Source organism: Microbacterium sp. C448 (genome assembly GCF_000582705.2).
Lineage (GTDB): Bacteria > Actinomycetota > Actinomycetes > Actinomycetales > Microbacteriaceae > Microbacterium > Microbacterium lacus_A.
Map to the genome: position 1 here is coordinate 1 of NZ_HG779612.1, position 19,174 is coordinate 19,174.

The following is a 19,174-nucleotide window of genomic DNA, read 5'->3' on the forward strand; positions in this document are numbered from 1 at the left end:
CTACCGGCCCGAAAGACTCCGTTCCGCGGACGAGCCTCTACACGGACCGACGGCTCGGTCAGCCGAGCGAGAAGTGACTCAGCGGAACATCATCTTCTCGTACAGCGTCCGTCCCGTGACGTGGTCTTTCAGGTCGACCAGATCGATCTCCAGATCCAGGTCGGCGTTGAAGTCGTAATACATCGGATGCGCCCCCGCGTGCAGCAGCGCCGAGAGACCGTGTCGGGGCACGGACATGTCGAGCGACTCGATGAGAGTCGGGTTCGTCACGGTCATCGCGATGCGGCCGCGATCGCTCTCCCACGTCCACTCGAGTCGCTCGGGGTACGACTGGTGTCCAGGGCCCGGGACATCCCCGCTCGTCACCAAGCGCAACGGCAGCAGGTCGTCCGTGATGACGGTGTCGCCCTTCGCGAGAAAAAAGGTCGGGATGTTCATCTCGCCGAGCCCCAGCAGGCCCTTCGTCGTCATCCGCACGTACACGATCGTGTACTCGCCGACGTGGGCACGGCCCCAGAACCAGTGGTCGAGGAACGACCCCATGAGGTGGTTGCCCCAGTTGTGGTCGTGGTAGGCGCTCCCCGTCGTCTCAGTCGTCGTGCCGCCCTCGGTGATGCGGGCGGTCACCGTGCCATAGGGCACCGGGACAACCCAGGCGAGGTAGTGGGTGCGCTTCGAGTCGAAGTAGGTGATCCCGGCGCCGGGCCGCCATGACGGCGCCGCCCGGGTGATCGTCACATCGGCGACGATGTCTTCGACCTCGAGGTGCATGTCGTAGGTGTCGAGGTCACCGGTCACGGAGCTCTTGCCGATCCGCACGTCGCAGCGGTCGGTCGCGGCACTGAACTGGTCGGCCGGGAACGACGGCGCAAGGTGGCGGCGCGTGCCGTCCGGAAGCTGTCGGATCACGAGCAGCGTCGGCGTGAGCGGACCGGATGGGTCGGTGTGCGGCTTGTTCGAGAAGGTCACGACGAGCGTGGAGCCGTCGTCGAGCTGGCAGTCGAAGTACCACCACTCGAAGGTGCTGTCCGCGGTCGCTGCGGCGCGGTATCCGTCCTCCCAGACCGCGACGGTATCGCCGAGGCCGAGCGCGGCCATGTTCTCTTTCTGGGATACGGCAAGGCTGTCGCGAAAGGCGACGGTGTCGGGAAGGTTGTGGGCCATGGTCATCCTCTATTCGGGTTCGGATGCGTGAACGACCACAAGCTATCGTTCGACGCCGACGCGGTAAAGATCCGACGCGGGGCGGGACGCCTCCGTTTCGCCGAGGCAGCAAGATGGACCTGTGAAGCTCGCGATCATCGGCGCCGTCTTGCTCGGCGTCGGTGCCGTGGCCGTCATGACCGGTGTGCTGCCTGCCTCAGACGCGTTCGAGATCTTCGACCGTGTGTGGCCGATCCTGCTGTTCGTGATGGCCGTCACGGTAGTCGCCGAACTAGCTTCCATCGCCGGAGTATTCGATATCGCGGCATCCGTCCTCGCGCGCCTCGGTCGGGGGCGGACGTGGGTGCTCTGGTTCCTCGTCGTTGCGCTCGCCGTCGTCGCAACCGCGTTCCTGTCACTCGACACGACGGCGGTGCTGCTGACCCCGGTCATCATTTCGATCGCCCGTGCGCGGCGCCTGGATCCCCTGCCGTTCGCTTTTGCAACGGTGTGGTTGGCGAATACCGCTTCGCTCGTCCTGCCGGTCTCGAACCTCACCAACCTGCTGGCCGTGCACCGGCTGGGCGAGGCCGACACGGTCACCTTCGTCGCGCTTCTCGGACCTTCGGCTCTGGTTGCGATCGTCGCATCCGTCGTGCTGTTGGGTCTGTGCTTCTTCCGAGGCCTCCGTGGACGGTACGGCGATGCTCCCCCACCCCGCGTTCACGATCGTCCACTCTTGATCACGGCAGGAATCGTCGTCGCCGTGTTACTTCCCCTGCTGGTCTCGGGACTCGAGCCCTGGATTCCGGCGGTCGCGGCAGCCGTCGTTCTCAGCGCGATCTTTTTGTGGCGATCGCCGCGGACGATGCGGGTGGGACTCGTGCCATGGCAGCTCGTGCTGTTCGCCTCAGGTCTGTTCCTGACCGTCGGTGCCATCGAGGCGTTGGGCTCGGCGGCGGTTTTCGGCGCGCTGACGGGTACCGGCGAGGACTTGTTCTCGCTCTGGCGGGTCGCTGGCATCGGGATGCTCGGGGCGAACGTCATCAACAACCTGCCCGCGTATCTCGCGCTCGAGTCCGCCGCCGGATCCCCCGTGCGCCTTGCCGCGCTCTTGATCGGCGTCAACGCCGGTCCGTTGATCACGCCGTGGGCGTCACTCGCGACCTTGCTCTGGCACCAGCGACTGCACGCGCTCGGGGTGGACGTGCCCTGGCGCCGCTACGTCGTGCTCGGCCTGGTGGGCGCGCCGGTCAGCGTGGGGCTCGCAGTCATCCCGCTCGCCCTCCGCTAACCGGCCGCATCACCACCCCGCTCGGCTTTCGTCCGACTCCGGCGTCGACCTGTCACGAAACGTCGTATCTTCGGCCTCGATAGAGCAGTTTCTGCCAGCTCGACGACCCCGGCGGGTCGCGGCGACATGTGCGTAGAAAGCGAAAACCCCGGCTGAACCGGGGTTTTCTGAAGTGCGCGATACTGGGATCGAATTAGTACAGGCCGAGCCCTCTCGAGCCCCGTGATTCCGGCGCGTCGCCAGTCATAGAGCGGGATCGCGGCCCCTCGTGTTAAGGTCAGTAGTGGACAGGATGAGACACGATTACCCGTCCGCTATCGCACGTTATCGCACGACGAGAGGCCGGATAGTGGCGACACCGAAGAAGCGCAAGGCCACGCGAGCCGCTGCCGGCTACGTCCGCAAGCTGCCGAGCGGCCGCTACCAGGCGAGCCACGTTCACGACGGCGTGCGCTATACGGCGCCGATGACGTACGACGCGAAGGTCGACGCCGAAGCGTGGATCCGCGGCCGGCTTACCGACGTCGCCCGCGGCGCGTGGTCCCCTGGCATGGTCGAGCAAGCCGCCGCCGCTAAGAAGGCCGCGTCGACGACGCTCGCGGAGTACGTCGAGACGTGGCTCGCCCTCAAGAGCCGCCGTCCCCGCACCGTCGAGGAATACCGTCGCCTTATCCGCGGCCCGCTCGCCGAGTTAGCGCCGCTCCCCCTCTCCGCTATCTCGGTCGATACGGTGAAACAGTGGTGGGGCGTGCAGCTTGCCGGCGGGAAGGTCACCCAGGCGTCGCGCGCTTATTCGCTTCTCTCGACCGTTCTAAGCGAGGCGGTCGACGACGGCCGGATCTCGGTCAACCCATGCCGCGTGAAGGGCGCTCAGACGGAGCGGACCGGGAAGAAGGTCACGCCGCCGACGGATGAGCAATTCGCCGCGATCGTCGCCGCGACCCCGGAGCATCTGCGCGCGCTCGTCTACCTCGCCGCCGACGCGGGTCTGCGATGGGGCGAGGCGACGGAACTTCGCCGCTCCGACGTCGTCGTCGAGGCCGACCGCGTGCTCGTGACCGTCGCCCGCGCCGTCGTGAAGGTTCGGGGCGAGTTCATTCCCGGCCCCACGAAGACGGAGGCCGGCGTGCGCTCGATCTACGTCTACGGCGACGCGGCCGCGGCGATCGCCCGCCATGTCGACGCCGATCGCTTCCGGTTCAACCCCGGCGCGCTGCTCTTTCCCGCCTCGGACGGCGTCTCGCACCTGTCGCAGTCGACGTTCCACACTCCGACGTGGAACAACGCCCGGACGGCTGCCGGACGGCCGGACATGCCATTCCACGCCCTCCGGCACTACGCCGGCACCCGCTACGCCCAGGCCGGCGCCACGCCCCGCGAGACGATGACGCGCCTCGGCCACACGAGCCTCGCCGTCGCCCTCCGCTATCAGCACGCGACGGACCGCGACGCCGAGATCGCCGCGCGCATGGCGAAGCGCCCCGCCGGTACTGCCTGACGGCGCGGCGGCGTCGACGGGCGGTTCCGAGGGTACGCTTAGAACGCCCCCCGAAAGGCCCGCTAGAAGGGGTGCCCAGTGACGAAGCCGATGGATCGTGAGGTCGTCGCCGCGAAGGTGGCGATCGAAGAGGAATGGGCCTACGACCGCCGCGCCGAGCGCCTGTCCTGGCGACAGATGCGCGATCGCTCGGCGCTCCCCGTCGAGCGTGGCGGCCTCGGCTACCCGCTCGGCATCGCGACGCTGCAGGCACGCGCCGATGCCTACTTCGAGCAGATCCGCGGAACGCTGCGCGTCGGCGTCGACGAGCGACGCGCCCGGCAGGAGGGCGAGATCGACGAACTGATCCGGCTTGCGATCGGCGATATCAAGGTCGCCCGCGCTGCCGGCGACGTCAAGGCATCCGCCGACGCCGAGCTCCGCCTGCTGCGCTACCAGGAGCGCGAAGCGAAGATCTTCGGCACGGACGCTCCGACGAAGCTCGAGGCGACGGTCGACGTCGTCGACGACCGCGCCGTCACGGCGGAACTCAACTCGGCGTTGCTGAGTCTCGGCGGCGACGTCCTGCCCGTCGCGGACGACAGCGGCGACTACTACTTCGAGGCTCGCACGCCGCAGATGCTGATCGACGCCCTACCGAAGGCGATCCGGAAGCGCGCGAAGCGCCTCGGCGCTCACTAATCACGACGAATCGCCCCGCTTAGCTATCCGAGCCGAGCGGGGCGTTCCCCGGTGCGTGGTCGCTACAGTCGCGTCCACGTCCAGCGGCCGACCGCGACGGCGGGCACGTGTGCGACGCACCCTATGCAGTACGTTCCACCGTCCCGTCTCGGCTCGGGGTGATCCTCAACCCAGCGCTGCCCCTCGCGCTCGTCCTCCGCGTGTTCGTCGCAGAGTAGGAAGAGGCATCCGCACGGCAGGAAGTGCAGCGCCCACTTCGCGACGCTCCCGTGCGAGCATTCGTCGCCGTTGCCGTACTGGTCGCAGAGCGGCGGCGACAGTGTGCTGAGAAGCTCGTCGACGAGCGGGTCGGTTGAGGCCGCCCTGTCGATCCCTGTCGCCGCGCTCATCGTCGCCCGTCCCTCGTCGCGCGACGCGCTGCCTCACGCGCGACTACTTCCGCGGCTCGACTCTCGAGGGTCGGGTCGACCGCGCCGGGGGCGGCCGGTCGCTCACGCCCGCCCCCGGTGATGCGCGCCATGATGCGCTCGTAGATGCGTCGGTGCCGTGACTCGAGCTTGTCGGCTGCCGCGTGAACCTCGGCGAGTGTGACGGGCTTAGTCCGCGACTGTCGACCGCGGGCATACTCCGGTTTGAGCGGACTCATTCTCGACCCTCCCGCGCCGCGCGACGCCTCGCCGCTGCCTGCCGCGCTGTGCGCTCTCGCTCCCGGTCACGTCGCCGGTCCGGGCTTCCGATGACCTCGGCGCCCGTCCAGCGACGGTGTTCGATCGCGGCCTTCCTCGCTTCCGGGTACTCGTGGAACGGGCCAAGGACGAGGCCGCAGACGCAGGCCGCGATCGTGCCAGTCTCCGGTGAGTAGTCCAGCGTCACGACGTGCACGGTCATCGGAGGAAGAGGATCGAGCCGGCGACGGATGCGCGTCCGATCGTGTAGGCGCCGGGGAAGCTCACGAGAGCGTGTACGTCGACCGTCGCGCCAGGCGCGAGCCCCTCGACGACGACGGCGCTCGTCGCCTGCACGCCGCCGTACTTCTGCCCGTCGACGCTTCCCCACTGGTTATAGAACGTGCCGCCCGATGCGGCGACGATCGCTGCGCACATGAAGAGCGTCGAGACGCCCGCGGCCTCGTTCGAGCGGAGCGTCGCCGAGGCGGTCACGTGGACGAGCGCCCGCGTATAGCCGGCGGGGACCGGAGTAGCGACTGCGGCGACGGCCGACGCTACCGCAGTGATCGGCGCCGGGTCTTCCCGACGGTAGATCGTGACCGGCTTCACGAGTTGCTGCAACCTCGCAACAGTCGCCGACAGATTCTCGCCCGAGGGCGCCTCGAGCGTGCGGAGTCGGGCCTCGTAGCCGTCGAGGGTGTCGATCAGCCAGCCGAGTTCAGAAGGGATCGCGCCCTGTCGCGTGTTACGCATCGGCCGTGTTCCTCTCGATATCGGCGGCGAACGAGGCAGAGAGTCGCACGAGCGACGCCTCCAGACGCTCGATTGCGGCCATGAGATCGGCGCGACTCCGTTCCGTGAGGAGCGCAGCCGGCGCGGCGCTCACGAGAGGCCGCCATTCGTCCGCTCGTCGAGCTCGAGCGCATACATGCGGGCGTTGTACTCGGCCTCCGTTTCGCGGATCTCCACCTCGTCGCGACGTGCGCGCGGGGCGCTGCTCTCTTCCGACTGCCAGCGACGAGACGGTCCCGTCACGACGCGGCGACGGCCGGACGTGCGACCCTCTAGGCGCCTAGCCTGAGCCTCCGACGTCGAGGTGACGACTTCGCCCTCCTCGTCGCGATCATCCGTGGGCGCTGCGCGCCTCGTCCGCGGGGTAAGGATCTGGTCAGCCTGTCGCTCTGACGTGGTGCGACCTCGTCGAGCCAGCTCGGCGGCGATCGCGTCGACTTTCGCCTGCAGCTTTCGTTCACTAGTCACGGTCGGTTTCCTTTCGTAGGGGTGATCGGTTCTTCGGGGTCGAGGCGGCCGTGTTTCGTGAGCCAGGCAACGGCCGCCGCCCGGTTCGCTGCGAGGGTGTGGCCGTGGTCGTAGAGGTCGCAATAGTCGGCGGCCGCGCACTCGGGGAAGAGTCGCGAGTGGGCGTCGGGGAGATCCCGGCACTTCCCGCAGACGATCGCACCCGCGGCCGCCTCGCGCTCTTCCGGCGACGAGACGGGCGGGAGCGCGGAGAGAGGCGTGAGGATCGTGTGCCACGCCCTCGCCGGGATGTCGCGACCGCAGAGGACGCACGAGAAAGGCGGATGCGCGTAGGGGTTCGTGGAGGTCATCGCTTCGCCCTCTCAGACGCCCGGCGGATCTCGTGATAGGTCGTCGTCAGCGAGTCCCACTCGTCCGCCTCGTCGTCCGTGAACGGGCGATCGAGGATCAGGAGCTCGCGAATCCGAGCGACCGTCGCCTCCGGATTCTGCTCGGCTTCGATCGACTGCCAGAGAACGCGGCGGATGATCGGCCTCGAGGGATAAAGGCGGTCAAGGTGATCCATGCACCCGGCGTAGTACTCCACGTCCGAGCCGTAGTCTGCCCGGCGGGGGTGCGGCGTGTCAGCCACGAGACACCCCCTCGGAGAGCCGCAGGCGGGCGACGTCGACCAGCACGCACAAGAGCGGCGCCGTCGACTCTTCGCGACGCTCAAGGGCGCTGAGCGCCTGCAGCGTGACCTCGTCGAGAAGCGCGGCGGGCTCGCGCATCGCCTCGGGGTCGACACCCTCGAAGTCCCGGTCGATCTCGTCGCCGATCACGATTCGTCCCCGTCCTCGAACTCGTCGAAGTCGTCGTCGTCGTCCTCGTCCGGTTCGCCGTCAATATCCGCCGCAGGGTCGTCAGCTTCGGCGACGAGACGTGCGGCCTTGTCCCGTTTCTTGAGGTCGTCCAGGATGCGCTTCGCGAAGCCGAGGGCCGTGCCCAGCGACTCGCGGGCGACGCTCAGGTGCACTTCGGGTGCGCCGTTGAGAACGAAGTCGTCGCTTGTTTCTTTGCGCGCCTTCATCTGCCGCGGGTTGAACTCGTCGCCGGCGACAACGGCCGGCAGAGCGCCCATGATCGCGAGCGAGTCCGCGAGGGAGGCTCCGGCGCGGCGGATGACGCCGACGGCCGTCGCAAGCGACGCCACGGCCGCCTTCGCCTCCTCCCGCGCGTGATCGGCGAGTGCCGGTGCGTGCTCGGCGAGCGCTTCCAGGTAGGCCGTCTGGGCGCGAGGCATGTTCGCGAGGGCGGCGACGTAGTCAAGCTCCGTGTCCTCGGCGCGCTCGGCGAGTGCCTGACGCTTCTTCCGCAGTTTGCCCTTGTCGAGCTTCTTCCCCGCGGCGCCGGCCTGCTGCGCTTGCTCCCGCGCATCGTTGCCGAAGCGCTCGAGATCGGACTGAGCGTCGGTGCGCTCCTTGGACGCGGCCCGAAGTTCGCCGAGCGCCGCTTCGAGCGCGCGGCCGGCGGCGGCGAGAGGCGCGATCGAGCACGTCGCGGGGTCGAGATAGTTGATACGGACGCGGCTGCCGTAGTTGTCATATGCCGCGGTCTTGTGAGTGGTCACGATGGGTTACTCCTTGTTTTCGATGGGGAACAGATTCGGGGCTTCGTGGCGCTTGCGGGCTTCTTCGAGGGCGAGGCGAGCGCGGTCGGAACCCCACCCCTTGCCCTGTGAGGCGACGAGCGCGGCCTGCAACTTCGAGCGGCTGGCCGGGAACGGCTTGAGGCTCAGGACGTGGACGACGTCGGCCTCGAACTGCTCGTCGGCTCGGTCGTCGTCGTCGCGCCCCTTCCAGAATTCCCACGTCGACGAGCCGCCTCGGGAGTCGAGAGAGAAGACAGCGGCCCTCGGGCTCTTGCCGGAAGGTGAGACGGCGCGGAGCGCTCCGGGCCGATCCTTGAGAATCGTGAGCGCCGCGGCGCCGCCTACGCCCGGAACGAAAGGCTCGACGAGCGAGACGCCGTACTGAATCCCGCTCAGCGCGCCGAGCTTCTGACCGGCCCCGGTCGCGTAGCCGCCGGGCGTCTCAACCTTGTTGACGTGGTCATTCTGGAAGACGGCCGCGCCAGCCTCGGCGAGTCGCTTCGGCACGATGCCATGCCACCGGCGATATTCGGCGTTGACGTCGGGGTTTAGCCCGTGGAGAGCCATGGACGGGGCAACGGCGTCGAGGCTGGCGAACGTCGGACCCCACGACGCCGCCTCGGCGACGATGCGTTCGACGTGCTCTGCGCTGCGAGCGATGACGAGGCGGAATCGCTGGGGGTCCGCCAGCGTGTCCGGGTCTGCTCCGAACGCGACATAGAGAGCCGTTAGGTCGCTCGCTCCGTTGTCGTCGGTGTCGATGTGAAGGACGCGCCCGCCCGCGTTGAGCTCGTCGCACGCCATGGCGACGAGGATCAGCGTCTTACCCCGCTCAGGCGGCCCTATGAGCGCGTGAGTCTTCCCTCGGTAGCCGAGGCGCACACCGTCGTTCCGGACGCCCCCGGCGTCTGTCTCGCGCCTCTCAGTACCACCGGCGAGGATCGAGGCGATATCGGCATAGTCCGGTCCCTCGTCGGCTGCGCCGCCGTCGCCCTCTTCCTCATCGAGTTCACGACGAGCGTCGCGGCGGATGCGCTGCTTCTCCTTCTCTGAGTCGAGCTCCGCGCGGCGGAACGCGGCGTCGGGCTGCCAGAGGTAGGAACGTTGCGGACCGCGGCGCCCCTTCGTGTAAGCCTTGTCGGCTTTTTTGCGGAGCGCTTTCCGCTCGTCCTTCGTCAACCTCGGTGCGGAGTCGAAGAGGAAGTCCAGCGCTTGCGCCCTCGTGTAGACCTCCGACGGAACGCTCGCGGCCATGTCACGCGCTGCGGCCGGAATCTCGTCCGGGTCGTGCCTGACCATCTCGGCGAGTTTGGCGGCGCTCTCGAGGGCACGCTCACGGCTCGTTGCAATGTGCTCGACGCCGTCGATGAGCTTGCGGTTCACGCCGGCGAGCATCAGGCGCGCTCCTGGCGACGGAGGGCGGCGACGAGGGCCGTCTCGGCGTCGTCCGCCTGGCGGTCGTGCTCGGCGGCGATCTGACGATCACGGGCGGCACGGGCGCGGAGACGCACGACCTCGGCTTCGAGATGGGTGATGAGAAGGTCGTCGGTATCGGCGGCCGCGGTCGAGAGCGTCGAGATCTGCGCGGCCTCGTCGGCTGCAAGACGGAAGAGGCGACGGCGCCAGGCGCGCGGAGACTCCCCCGCGCCCCGCTGCAAGCCGATCTCAGCGGCGCGGAGTTCCATGAGACGCTCTTCGTCGCTGCCGGCGGGAAACGAGCGCCGGCGGCCGTCTACAGGCGCGGGCCGAGGCGGGCGATTCGCCCAGCTCTTGAGAGCGGCGGCCCGCGCTTCCTCGGTCGTCTGGAACGGCATTACCGGGCGGCTCTCGCGACACTGAGCGGACGCCCGGCGATCGAGTCGAGGTCAACGCGGATGCGACGCGCCGAGACGCGTTCGGCGTGGATGCGACCCGCCGCGATCTCGCGACGGATTGTCTTCGTCGAGACGGTCGCTTCGGCGGCGGCGTCTTCGATGGTGCCCCAGCGACGAGGGCGCTGAGCGGGAGGTGTGGGAGCCACGGCGACGGACCTTTGAATCGTAGAGATTCGCGATGTCTCGCTGAGAAGGCTTCCGGTCTTTCACTCGGACAAAAGCGCTGAGCGCCCACCCGCTAGGGTGCATCTTCTCCGCCTATTGGCTGCCCATCGCATCTACGGCGCTGGTCGGTTGTGAGGTTGTGCATCCACATTAACACGCGCCCCGCGGGGACGCATACCTCCTCGTCGGCGCGGCGTGTCGGGGCGCTTCTCTCTTTGCGACGCTCCGCCGTGATTCCGTCCGGCCTGGCGCTTGACCTCTGACCTCGTACAAGTACGAGGGGTCAGTCAGGTCAGGCTGCGCCCCTGACCTCGGGTCAGGTGAGGTCAGACCTAGGTCAGATAGGGAGTGACGATCGAAGCGGCGGATCGAGGGGCGCTGATCGTCGCTAATGTGCAGATACCTCGCGCGCCTGATCCCTACGAGTCCGGGCGTCCGGTGACCGTCGCCAGCCACTCGAGAAGGCGTCGCCGGCCCCGGTATCTGTCGCCGCTATCGCACGTAGATCGCACGCGAGTCGCTAGGGCATGAAAAAACCCCGTGTTACCGGGGCTTTTCTTGTGCGCGATACTGGGATCGAACCAGTGACCTCTTCCGTGTCAGGGAAGCGCGCTACCGCTGCGCCAATCGCGCCTGTGCAAGGCAATTCAGTTGTGAATGGAGTGCTTGGAGGTGGCGACGGGATTCGAACCCGTGTAAACGGCTTTGCAGGCCGGTGCCTAGCCGCTCGGCCACGCCACCGTGTGGTTTGACCCCACGTGCCGTGCGCTCCCCCGGATTTCTCCGGGACAGAACACTGCACTCGAGCGGATGACGAGACTCGAACTCGCGACCCCAACCTTGGCAAGGTTGTGCGCTACCAACTGCGCTACATCCGCGTGGGCCCCATCGTGCGGGGCGCCTCAATGACTTTAGCTGATCGTTGACGCCTCGACAAACCAGCACGGTCCCACGCGTGTCGCCGCGCGATTCGCACCGCGTGGGCCGGGTGCGCGTGCCGTTGCGACTGCCGCGATCCGGTATCATCGTGAACCGGCCCTCAGGGTCTTGGGCGATTGGCGCAGTTGGTAGCGCGCTTCCTTCACACGGAAGAGGTCGTCGGTTCGAGTCCGGCATCGCCCACACAATCAGCACCGCTCGGCCCCCGGTTCGCCGGGGGTTTTTGCGTTCGCATCCGAGGTAATCGCTACAACCGAGCGCCGGCCTCTCGCTCGAGGGAGGAACGACGGCCATACACGCCGGACGCCCGCCCCGAGAGCACAGCTGCCGCTACGCTCAAGGCCGCCGCGGCAATGTACGCAAGGGCTTGCGTGTAGCCAGTTCCCGGCGGCACATCCCAGTGCCCTCCGGCGAACCCGAGCCACAGCAGGTACTCGGTCGCGTAGTTCATCACGATCACGAGCAACAGGGCGCTGGTGGCGAGAACCCGTGCGGCGCCGCGGCGCGCGACAGCAACCGCTGCTGCGCACCATCCGACGGCCAACAACCAGAGCAGCTGCAGGGCGCCGAGGTGGCTCGGCTGATCCATCGCCCGCAGACACAGCTCGGTTGTCTGGTCGCCGGCACATGCGGTCCACGCGCCATAGGTGACGGCAACGCCCACCGCGCCGATCACCAGCAGGCCGAGTGCGGCCGACCATGCAACGACTATCCGGGCCCTCATCGTGGACGTCCTCCCTTGGCTTGGTCGACCGGGACAATCCGTGACTGCCGCGCTGAGCGGCGCCCAGGCTCAGATGCTCGAACCTGCCTCCGCCTGCCTCGCCCCAGACGGAGGCAATTTTGTGACACCCACCGTGAAGAGGGACAGGAGCAGGATCGACAACACCACGACGAAGATCCGTCCCGTGTCGGTGGGGTCATCGACGATGAACAGCACGAGCGCCGCCGTCATGATCACCAGGTAGGCGACGGGCGGGAACCAGACCATCAGGCGCCGGTATCGCCACGGTGCCGTTCCGACGAACAAGGCCCAGCCGGCAGCTGAAATCGCGCCCAGGAACAGAAGGATCGCGACGGGAAGCGCAGGCAGAGAGCCGAGATCGGGGCCGGCACCCCATCTGCCGGGAAGACGGATGTACACCTCACCGGGAACCTGCGATAGCGCGAGCGCCCCGAAAGACGCCAAAAGAACGGCCACCACACCACCGAAGGCGACGAAGAAAGCTCGTGGGACGGTGCGCTGCGTGCGGCGTTCAGGTGTCACTTTTCCTCGATCGGTTGTCACGAGACTACGGGGCGCACGTCTTCGGCGAGAGTCGGTAATTCGGCCGGAGTCGGACAAGAGCTCTCTGGATGCTCCGACGCCGGACGGATCTCCGACACACAGCGACCCGAGAGTTACTTCGGGATCGTCCAGCCATAGCGCGAACGCAACGCCGATGCGACCTTCGCAAAACGAGCGCGGTCCAGCGCTGCCGCCTCGCGACGCATCCCCTGCGCATGGACGACGTAGACCTTTCCGAGGTCGAGCCACGAGGGGCGTCCGCGCGAATCCCACGGCCCCGCTCCCATCGCCAGGTAGCCCGAATCGCCATCGCGCGGTGTGCCCGTCAACCGCACGGCGTAGAACCAGTCCCCCGATGCGGGCGCGATCACCAGCACGGGCCGGTCCTTGCCGCGGCCGTCGTTCTCGACGTAGGGCACCCACGTCCAGACGATCTCGCCGGCGTCGGGCGCTCCGTCCGAATCCGGCGCATACGTCAACACCAGCTTGCGGGGCGGCGCCACGGCCCGCGTCGCGTATCGCCCCGCGCTTCCCGGGCTTGCATCCGCCGTCCGCACATGGCGCGACCCGGTTCGCACCGTGGGACGACGAAAAAGACGCCCGAGGGCACCCAGGATGCCTCTGCGCTCCGTCATTCGGGAACTCTACCGACCGCCGGGCACGCCGAAGGGGCGCCGCGACTTCTCGCGACGCCCCTCCGAATCGTGCTGTGTGTCAGACCCGAATGTCAGGCCTTGGTGTCAGCGAGGACGTAGCCCTCTTCACCGTGCACCATGGTGTCGATACCGGCGATCTCGTCTTCGTTCTTGACGCGGAAGCCCATCGTCTTCTGGATGGCGAAGCCGATGATGTAGGCGAGAACGAACGAGTAGATCATGACGGCGAAGGCAGCGATCGCCTGAACCATCAGCTGCGTTCCGTCGCCACCCATGAACAGGCCGCTGCCGTTGGCGAAGAAGCCGAGGTAGAGCGTTCCGATGAGACCACCGACGAGGTGGATACCCACGACGTCGAGCGAGTCATCGAAGCCCAGCTTGAACTTCAGTTCGACCGCCAGGGCGCAGACCGCACCGGCGACGACGCCGAGCACGATGGCCCAGACGGGATCGAGCGAACCACAGGCCGGGGTGATCGCGACGAGACCCGCGACAGCGCCAGACGCGGCACCGACCGAGGTCGGCTTGCCGTCCTTGATCTTCTCAACCACGAGCCAGGCCAGCAGTGCCGCGGCAGGAGCCGCGATCGTGTTGACGACGACCAGCGCAGCGGTGCCGTCAGCAGCGAGCTCGGAGCCCGCGTTGAATCCGAACCATCCGAACCACAGCAGGCCGGCGCCCAGGAGGACGAACGGCGGGTTGTGAGGGACGTGGACGCCCTTCTGGAAGCCGACACGCTTGCCGAGAACCAGAGCGAGGGCGAGAGCGGCCGCACCGGCGTTGATGTGCACCGCGGTGCCACCGGCGAAGTCGATCACGCCGACTCCGAACCATTCCTGCATACCGAAGGTGGTCCAACCGCCGTAGGTGAAGCCCTCATCGCCGAGGCCGAAGTTGAACACCCAGCTCGCGACCGGGAAGTAGACGATCGTCGCCCAGATGCCCGCGAATACCATCCACGCGCCGAACTTCGCGCGGTCGGCAATAGCTCCCGAGACGAGCGCGACGGTGATGATCGCGAACGTCGCCTGGAACGCAACGAATGCGAGGGGCGGGTAGGCGGCGTCCTCAGGGGTCTCAAGCAGGCTCGAAAGTCCCAGAGCCGACCAGTCGATCGACCACGGTGCGACGATGCCCTCAGCGCCCGGGAAGGCGATGGCGTATCCGAAGAGCACCCAGAGCACGCCGATGAGGCCCAGCGCTCCGAAGCTCATCATCATCATGCTGATGACGCTCTTTGCCTTGACCAGACCGCCATAGAAGAAAGCGAGTCCTGGAGTCATCAACAGAACCATCGCTGCCGATATCAGGATGAATGCGGTGTTTCCTTGATCCATCTCGAAGTGAACCTCTCTGCAGGGACGCAGTTGTAGCGTCGGGTGTCCCCAGTCTGGACAGAGATGGTTACGGCCGCGGTGGAATCGATGTTTCGGGCACGTTACGCAACAGGCCCCCCGGTAAACATCGCGTTTCGCAGATCTTCCAGGAATCGGTGAATCAGCCCCCAGGGGCCCGTGTTTATGCCGCGGTGGAGGCAATAAGGCGCGAAACGGCCCTCAGATACTTCTTTCGGTACCCGCCCGCGAGCATCTCGTCGGGGAAAACCGTGTCGAGAGCGGCGCCGGTCGCGCGGATCGGAAGCTGCGCGTCGTACACGCGGTCGATGAACGCGACGAACCGTAGAGCAGCCGACTGGTCGATGAACGGCGCGACGTTTCGCAGTCCTACGACGTTCACGTTTTCGATCAGGCGTATGTAGCGCGAGGGGTGGACGCGAGCCAGATGCGCCACCAGAGCTTCGAAGTCATCGTCGGACACAACACCGGTGCGCGAAGCATCCGCGACCGCCGACTCGTAGGCGCCCTCGGTGAGAACCTCGGCGTGCCCGTCGAGTTTGCGCTGTCGGTAGTCGACACCGTCGATGCGGATCGTCTGGAAGCTCGCCGCCATCGCATGGATCTCGCGCAGGAAGTCCTGCGCCGCGAAACGCCCCTCCCCCAGAGCGTTCGGCGGTGTGTTGCTCGTCGCGGCGAGTTTGGTGCCGGATGCCACGAGCTCACCGAGCAGGCGCGTCATGACCATGGTGTCGCCCGGATCGTCGAGTTCGAACTCGTCGATGCAGAGCAGGTCCGCACCGCGGAACAGCTCGACGGTGTTCTTGTACCCCATCGCGCCGACGAGCGCCGTGTACTCGATGAACGAACCGAAGTACTTCCGGCGCGCGCGCATCCCGTGATAGATCGCGGCGAGAAGGTGGGTCTTGCCGACACCGAAGCCACCATCGAGATAAACGCCGGGCTTCACGTCGGGGAGCTTCTTCGCTCGCGAGAAGAACCCGCCACGCTTCGGCGTCTCAGCAAGCCCCGCGAAGGCGATCAGCGTTTCTTTGGCCTCTTGCTGGGACGGGTAGTCCGGATCGACCCGATAGGTGTCGAACGTCGCCTCATTGAACTGCGGCGGCGGAACCAGGTGCGAAACCATCTCAGCGCCCGAAAGCGCGGGTTCGCGGTCGGACAGGTGGACGATGCCTGTGGCGGTCGAAGCAGACATCCGGTCCTTGAGGTGTGTGGTGAGAGGCGCCCGCGCGACGGGATGTATCAGACACCGAGACATGTCATATACGGACGTTGGGAATGCACGTCCCCGCGAGCCGTTCTAGGGTTCTTGGGGACGGAATCAACCCTATCCCCGTCACCGCGACCGCCCGCCCCCGAGAAACGGTGGGCGCCCGCACCGAGACACAGGAGACATCAGATGACCACCGAGACCGACGCGTCGAACCCGAAGTTCCAGGAGTATGCGAACCCCGGACGTCTCGTCACCGGCGACTGGCTCGAGTCGCGTCTGGGGCAGCCCGGACTCGTCGTGGTGGAGTCGGACGAAGATGTGCTGCTCTACGAGACCGGCCACATTCCGGGCGCGGTCAAAGTCGACTGGCACACCGAGCTGAACGATCCGGTCGTGCGCGACTACCTCGATGGCGCGGGATTCGCGGAGCTGCTCAGCCGCAAGGGCATCAGCCGTGACGACACGATCGTGATCTACGGCGACAAGAACAACTGGTGGGCGGCCTATGCACTCTGGGTGTTCTCGCTGTTCGGGCACGAGGACGTGCGCCTGCTCGACGGTGGTCGCGATCGCTGGATCGCCGAGGGTCGCCCCATCACGACGGATGCCCCGGCCATCGCGCCGACGGAGTACCCGGTCGTCGAGCGCGACGACTCGACGCTGCGCGCCTACAAGGAAGACGTCCTCGCCCACCTCGGCAATCCGCTCATCGACGTCCGCTCACCGGAGGAGTACTCGGGCGAGCGCACCTCGGCACCCGCGTACCCCGAGGAGGGCGCGCTGCGGGCCGGACACATTCCGTCGGCGCAGAGCGTGCCGTGGGCGAAGGCCGTCGCCGAAGACGGGACTTTCCGCTCCCGCGCCGAGCTCGAGGACGTCTACCTCGCGGGTGCTGGACTGACGCCGGGCGACTCGGTCGTCGCCTACTGCCGCATCGGCGAGCGTTCGAGCCACACCTGGTTCGTCCTCAAGCACCTGCTGGGGTTCGAAGACGTTCGTAACTACGACGGTTCGTGGACCGAGTGGGGCAGCGCCGTGCGTGTGCCGATCGTCACGGGCGCCGAGCCCGGAGAGGTGCCCGCGCGTTCCTGATCGAGTGCCTCCGACGCACGCGTGGCAGACTTTCGGGATGGGCGATGACAACCTTCCCGACACCTTGCCGGAAACACTCGCCGAGATCCGCGAGGACTTTCTCGAGCTTCCCGAATCCGAGCGCCTTCAGCTCCTCCTGGAATTCTCGAACGAGTTGCCCGCGGTGCCGGAGAAGTACGACGGACATCCCGAGCTCGCCGAGCGCGTCGCGGAGTGCCAGTCGCCGGTCTACATCATTCTCGACATCGACGACGACGGACGTGTCGCGATGCACGCGACGGCACCCCGCGAGGCCCCGACGACACGCGGCTTCGCCAGCATCCTCGTGCAGGGCATCACGGGCCTCACACCCGAAGAGATGCTGGCCATCCCCGACGACTTCCCGCAGAGCATCGGGCTCACGCGGGCGGTCTCGCCGCTGCGCATCGCCGGGATGACGGGAATGCTGATCCGCGCCAAGCGCCAGGTGCGCGCCCGACTCGCGGCATGAGCACGCCCGTGCTGGTGACCGAGTTGCTTCCCCGCACCCTGGCGGAAGCGGATGTCTCGACACCCGCCGGGCGCGCGTGGCTCGAGACCGTCTACGCACCCGCAGCGGGCAACCGCGTGCGTCTGAACATGATCACGAGCCTCACGGGGTCCGCCGTTGGTTCGGACGGAACGAGCGAAACCCTCACCAGTCAGGTCGACCGTGCAATTCTCGGAATCATCCGGGCGGCCGCGGATGTCGTGGTGGTCGGCGCATCGACTGTCCGGGCCGAGGGCTACCTCGCACCCCGTTCGGCGGCGCTGGCGATCGTCACCGCGACGGGTCGTCTGGACGGACATCGGCTGGATGCCGAGGACGGTCGCACGGGACGCATCCTGCTGGTCTGCCCGGCCGCGCGCGCATCAGCCGTCGCGTCAGAGCGCGATGCGCAGGGGATCGACGCCGAGATCGTGGCCGTGCCCGGTGGCGACGACCTCGATCCGCGCGCCATTCTCGACGCTCTGCGCGATCACGGTCTCGATCGCGCCGTCTGCGAAGGTGGACCCACCCTCGCCTCACGGTTCGTCGAGGCAGGAATGATCGATGAGCTCTGCGTAACGGTGACGCCCGTCGTGGGGCCCGCCCCGAGCCCGTTCATCCGTGTCACGGATGGCGCCCAGTCATCCGTCGCGGGGATGCTGGTGGACGAGGCCGGTTTCAGCTACCTGCGCCTGCGGCGGTCTTGACGTCCAACGCCTCGACCCAATCGGTGATGGCGTGCGACCAACGCTCCTGGTCGTAGTTCCAGAGCTTGGTGTGCCGGGCCGTATTGAACACCTCGAGCGTTACGAGGTCCGGCCGCGCGAGCGCAAGGGCGTGCGAGCCGCCCGAGGGCACGAACCCGTCCTCGTCGCTATGGAGGACGAGGATCGGATGCCTCAGCTCGTGGGCGCGGCTGACGATGTCGAGTCGATCCAGCGGGATTCGCTCCCCCGGCCCGCGCACGGGTGCTCCCCAGTCGGACGAGAGAGCGCCCAGGGCGAAAGAGATGACGGGCTTCGGAACGTGCAAGAGACCCGCCTGGTAACGCAGCACTTCTGACCAGTCGATTGCGGGCGATTCGAGGATGAGTCCCACGATCTTCTCGCGATGGGCCGAGTTGAGATCGAGTTGAAGCGCGATCTGGCCCCCCATCGACCAGCCCATCAGGATGATCTCTCGCGCACCCCGACGGATGGCGAAGGCGACCGCGGCGTCGACGTCTCGCCATTCGGTCGCCCCGAGTGTGTAGGTGCCCTGCTTGCTGCGCGGCGCCTCGCCGTCGTTGCGATAGGACACCGCAAGCGCCGTGTATCCGAGATCGTGAAAAACGGGAACCGCACGCAGTGCCTCGGACCGTGCCGAACCGCGTCCGTGGATCTGAACGACCCAGCGACCCGTGTCTTCGGCGGCCGGGAAGAGCCAGGCGGGGCACGGTCCGATCGCGGTGCCGATGACCTCGTTCGTGAACGGAAGCTGGAGTTGCTCGGGACGGTCGAAGTACCAGCCGCTGAAGGCGGCGTCGGCATCCAGCCGCGCGTCGCCGTCGATATGGGTGAGCAGCTTGCGGGTGACGGCCGTGTCGGTCTCTGCCAGCACCGTGCCGAGCTTGAGATAGCTCTCGGTTCCCGAGGTGAAGAGGCCGTACCGGCCCGGCAACGACGTGTCGGGGTTACGCGACAGCGTGATCGTCTGGGCCGCCGTGTCGAGCGAAAGGATGCGTGTGTCCGCCAGCCGCGCGGCGGGCGTCACCACGCGGCGCGCCAGCCGAGAGGCGACGAAGGCGGATGCGACCCCCAGCGTGACGAGCGATCCCGTCAGGACCGCCGATACGATCCGGAGGGCTACAGCTATGCGTCCGTTCGCGCGCGCGGCGCGCCTGGGGGTGATCATCGAGGCCCCACTCTAGT

25 protein-coding genes and 4 tRNA genes are annotated in these 19,174 nt (G+C 67.3%); 7 read left to right on the plus strand and 22 right to left on the minus strand.

All coding sequences use genetic code 11. The features are described from left to right. Positions 1-78 precede the first annotated feature (78 nt). Positions 79-1,164, minus strand: a complete 1,086-nt coding sequence (locus tag MIC448_RS02645; protein ID WP_051513011.1) for a hypothetical protein — start codon at positions 1,162-1,164, stop codon at positions 79-81. Positions 1,165-1,285: 121 nt separating this feature from the next. On the opposite strand from MIC448_RS02645, the gene MIC448_RS02650 reads away from it, so the two are divergent. From MIC448_RS02650 to MIC448_RS02660, 3 genes are all read left to right on the plus strand, one after another. Then, on the plus strand, positions 1,286-2,437 hold the full coding sequence (locus MIC448_RS02650) for an SLC13 family permease (RefSeq protein WP_036295692.1): 1,152 nt from the start codon (positions 1,286-1,288) through the stop codon (positions 2,435-2,437). 349 nt (positions 2,438-2,786) lie between these two features. Then, positions 2,787-3,935 (plus strand): tyrosine recombinase XerC, encoded by a 1,149-nt coding sequence (gene xerC / locus MIC448_RS02655; RefSeq protein ID WP_051513013.1) that lies wholly within the window; start codon positions 2,787-2,789, stop codon positions 3,933-3,935. A 78-nt stretch (positions 3,936-4,013) separates the two neighbouring features. Next, on the plus strand, positions 4,014-4,616 hold the full coding sequence (locus tag MIC448_RS02660) for a hypothetical protein (RefSeq protein ID WP_100813193.1): 603 nt from the start codon (positions 4,014-4,016) through the stop codon (positions 4,614-4,616). Positions 4,617-4,678: 62 nt separating this feature from the next. Here the strand turns inward: MIC448_RS02660 and MIC448_RS02665 are convergent, their stop codons facing one another. From MIC448_RS02665 to MIC448_RS02735, 15 genes are all read right to left on the minus strand, one after another. Further along, positions 4,679-5,005 (minus strand): hypothetical protein, encoded by a 327-nt coding sequence (locus MIC448_RS02665; RefSeq protein ID WP_036295698.1) that lies wholly within the window; start codon positions 5,003-5,005, stop codon positions 4,679-4,681. Continuing rightward, positions 5,002-5,262, minus strand: coding sequence for a hypothetical protein (locus MIC448_RS02670; RefSeq protein ID WP_036295702.1), 261 nt, complete (start codon positions 5,260-5,262; stop codon positions 5,002-5,004). The genes MIC448_RS02665 and MIC448_RS02670 overlap by 4 nt, the downstream gene beginning before the upstream one ends. Positions 5,263-5,500: 238 nt before the next feature. Beyond that, the gene (locus MIC448_RS02675; protein WP_036295708.1) at positions 5,501-6,037 is read right to left on the minus strand and encodes a hypothetical protein; all 537 of its coding nucleotides are present in this window, start codon (positions 6,035-6,037) and stop codon (positions 5,501-5,503) included. Further along, positions 6,030-6,170 (minus strand): hypothetical protein, encoded by a 141-nt coding sequence (locus MIC448_RS02680; protein ID WP_158497519.1) that lies wholly within the window; start codon positions 6,168-6,170, stop codon positions 6,030-6,032. The genes MIC448_RS02675 and MIC448_RS02680 overlap by 8 nt, the downstream gene beginning before the upstream one ends. Then, positions 6,167-6,544, minus strand: a complete 378-nt coding sequence (locus tag MIC448_RS02685) for a hypothetical protein (protein ID WP_036295710.1) — start codon at positions 6,542-6,544, stop codon at positions 6,167-6,169. Before MIC448_RS02685 ends, MIC448_RS02680 begins: the two co-directional genes overlap by 4 nt. Then, positions 6,541-6,894 carry a hypothetical protein gene (locus MIC448_RS02690; RefSeq protein ID WP_036295713.1) on the minus strand — a complete coding sequence of 118 codons (354 nt, stop codon included), beginning with the start codon at positions 6,892-6,894 and terminating at the stop codon, positions 6,541-6,543. The genes MIC448_RS02685 and MIC448_RS02690 overlap by 4 nt, the downstream gene beginning before the upstream one ends. Further along, positions 6,891-7,175 (minus strand): hypothetical protein, encoded by a 285-nt coding sequence (locus MIC448_RS02695; protein ID WP_036295716.1) that lies wholly within the window; start codon positions 7,173-7,175, stop codon positions 6,891-6,893. The genes MIC448_RS02690 and MIC448_RS02695 overlap by 4 nt, the downstream gene beginning before the upstream one ends. Next, complete coding sequence (locus MIC448_RS02700; protein ID WP_036295719.1) at positions 7,168-7,365, minus strand: hypothetical protein; 198 nt, start codon at positions 7,363-7,365, stop codon at positions 7,168-7,170. The genes MIC448_RS02695 and MIC448_RS02700 overlap by 8 nt, the downstream gene beginning before the upstream one ends. Beyond that, positions 7,362-8,153, minus strand: a complete 792-nt coding sequence (locus MIC448_RS02705; RefSeq protein WP_036295722.1) for a hypothetical protein — start codon at positions 8,151-8,153, stop codon at positions 7,362-7,364. The genes MIC448_RS02700 and MIC448_RS02705 overlap by 4 nt, the downstream gene beginning before the upstream one ends. Before the next feature lie 6 nt (positions 8,154-8,159). Beyond that, positions 8,160-9,569: a hypothetical protein gene (locus MIC448_RS02710; RefSeq protein WP_051513015.1), complete on the minus strand. Its 1,410-nt coding sequence runs from the start codon at positions 9,567-9,569 to the stop codon at positions 8,160-8,162. Beyond that, the gene (locus MIC448_RS02715; RefSeq protein WP_144237968.1) at positions 9,569-9,859 is read right to left on the minus strand and encodes a hypothetical protein; all 291 of its coding nucleotides are present in this window, start codon (positions 9,857-9,859) and stop codon (positions 9,569-9,571) included. Before MIC448_RS02715 ends, MIC448_RS02710 begins: the two co-directional genes overlap by 1 nt. A gap of 128 nt (positions 9,860-9,987) precedes the next feature. Further along, positions 9,988-10,194 carry a hypothetical protein gene (locus MIC448_RS02720; protein WP_036295728.1) on the minus strand — a complete coding sequence of 69 codons (207 nt, stop codon included), beginning with the start codon at positions 10,192-10,194 and terminating at the stop codon, positions 9,988-9,990. Positions 10,195-10,774: 580 nt separating this feature from the next. After that, a tRNA-Val gene (locus tag MIC448_RS02725) sits at positions 10,775-10,846 on the minus strand. A 34-nt stretch (positions 10,847-10,880) separates the two neighbouring features. Continuing rightward, a tRNA-Cys gene (locus MIC448_RS02730) sits at positions 10,881-10,954 on the minus strand. A gap of 64 nt (positions 10,955-11,018) precedes the next feature. Further along, a tRNA-Gly gene (locus MIC448_RS02735) sits at positions 11,019-11,091 on the minus strand. A 171-nt stretch (positions 11,092-11,262) separates the two neighbouring features. Between MIC448_RS02735 and MIC448_RS02740 the strand changes: the two genes are divergently transcribed. Continuing rightward, positions 11,263-11,335, plus strand: a tRNA-Val gene (locus MIC448_RS02740). 64 nt (positions 11,336-11,399) lie between these two features. Here MIC448_RS02740 and MIC448_RS02745 read toward each other — a convergent pair. The 5 genes from MIC448_RS02745 to zapE all read right to left on the minus strand — a co-directional run bounded on the left by MIC448_RS02745 (position 11,400) and on the right by zapE (position 15,646). Continuing rightward, entirely contained in the window at positions 11,400-11,876 is a 477-nt protein-coding gene (locus MIC448_RS02745) for a hypothetical protein (protein ID WP_036295732.1), read from the minus strand. A 69-nt stretch (positions 11,877-11,945) separates the two neighbouring features. Next, positions 11,946-12,419 (minus strand): hypothetical protein, encoded by a 474-nt coding sequence (locus MIC448_RS02750; protein WP_036295734.1) that lies wholly within the window; start codon positions 12,417-12,419, stop codon positions 11,946-11,948. Positions 12,420-12,553: 134 nt separating this feature from the next. Next, positions 12,554-13,075 carry a type II toxin-antitoxin system PemK/MazF family toxin gene (locus MIC448_RS02755; protein WP_081766147.1) on the minus strand — a complete coding sequence of 174 codons (522 nt, stop codon included), beginning with the start codon at positions 13,073-13,075 and terminating at the stop codon, positions 12,554-12,556. A gap of 92 nt (positions 13,076-13,167) precedes the next feature. Continuing rightward, positions 13,168-14,433: an ammonium transporter gene (locus tag MIC448_RS02760; RefSeq protein WP_036295736.1), complete on the minus strand. Its 1,266-nt coding sequence runs from the start codon at positions 14,431-14,433 to the stop codon at positions 13,168-13,170. Between the two features lie 181 nt (positions 14,434-14,614). Continuing rightward, entirely contained in the window at positions 14,615-15,646 is a 1,032-nt protein-coding gene (gene zapE / locus MIC448_RS02765) for a cell division protein ZapE (RefSeq protein ID WP_036295739.1), read from the minus strand. A gap of 204 nt (positions 15,647-15,850) precedes the next feature. On the opposite strand from zapE, the gene MIC448_RS02770 reads away from it, so the two are divergent. From MIC448_RS02770 to MIC448_RS02780, 3 genes are read left to right on the plus strand one after another with little or no spacing between them, the layout of a single operon-like run. After that, positions 15,851-16,756 carry a sulfurtransferase gene (locus MIC448_RS02770; RefSeq protein WP_036295743.1) on the plus strand — a complete coding sequence of 302 codons (906 nt, stop codon included), beginning with the start codon at positions 15,851-15,853 and terminating at the stop codon, positions 16,754-16,756. Between the two features lie 37 nt (positions 16,757-16,793). After that, entirely contained in the window at positions 16,794-17,246 is a 453-nt protein-coding gene (locus tag MIC448_RS02775; RefSeq protein WP_051513017.1) for a SufE family protein, read from the plus strand. Then, positions 17,243-17,971: a dihydrofolate reductase family protein gene (locus MIC448_RS02780; protein ID WP_051513019.1), complete on the plus strand. Its 729-nt coding sequence runs from the start codon at positions 17,243-17,245 to the stop codon at positions 17,969-17,971. Before MIC448_RS02775 ends, MIC448_RS02780 begins: the two co-directional genes overlap by 4 nt. Here the strand turns inward: MIC448_RS02780 and MIC448_RS02785 are convergent. Further along, entirely contained in the window at positions 17,943-19,157 is a 1,215-nt protein-coding gene (locus MIC448_RS02785) for a S9 family peptidase (RefSeq protein WP_036295746.1), read from the minus strand. The genes MIC448_RS02780 and MIC448_RS02785 overlap by 29 nt on opposite strands. Positions 19,158-19,174 lie beyond the last annotated feature (17 nt).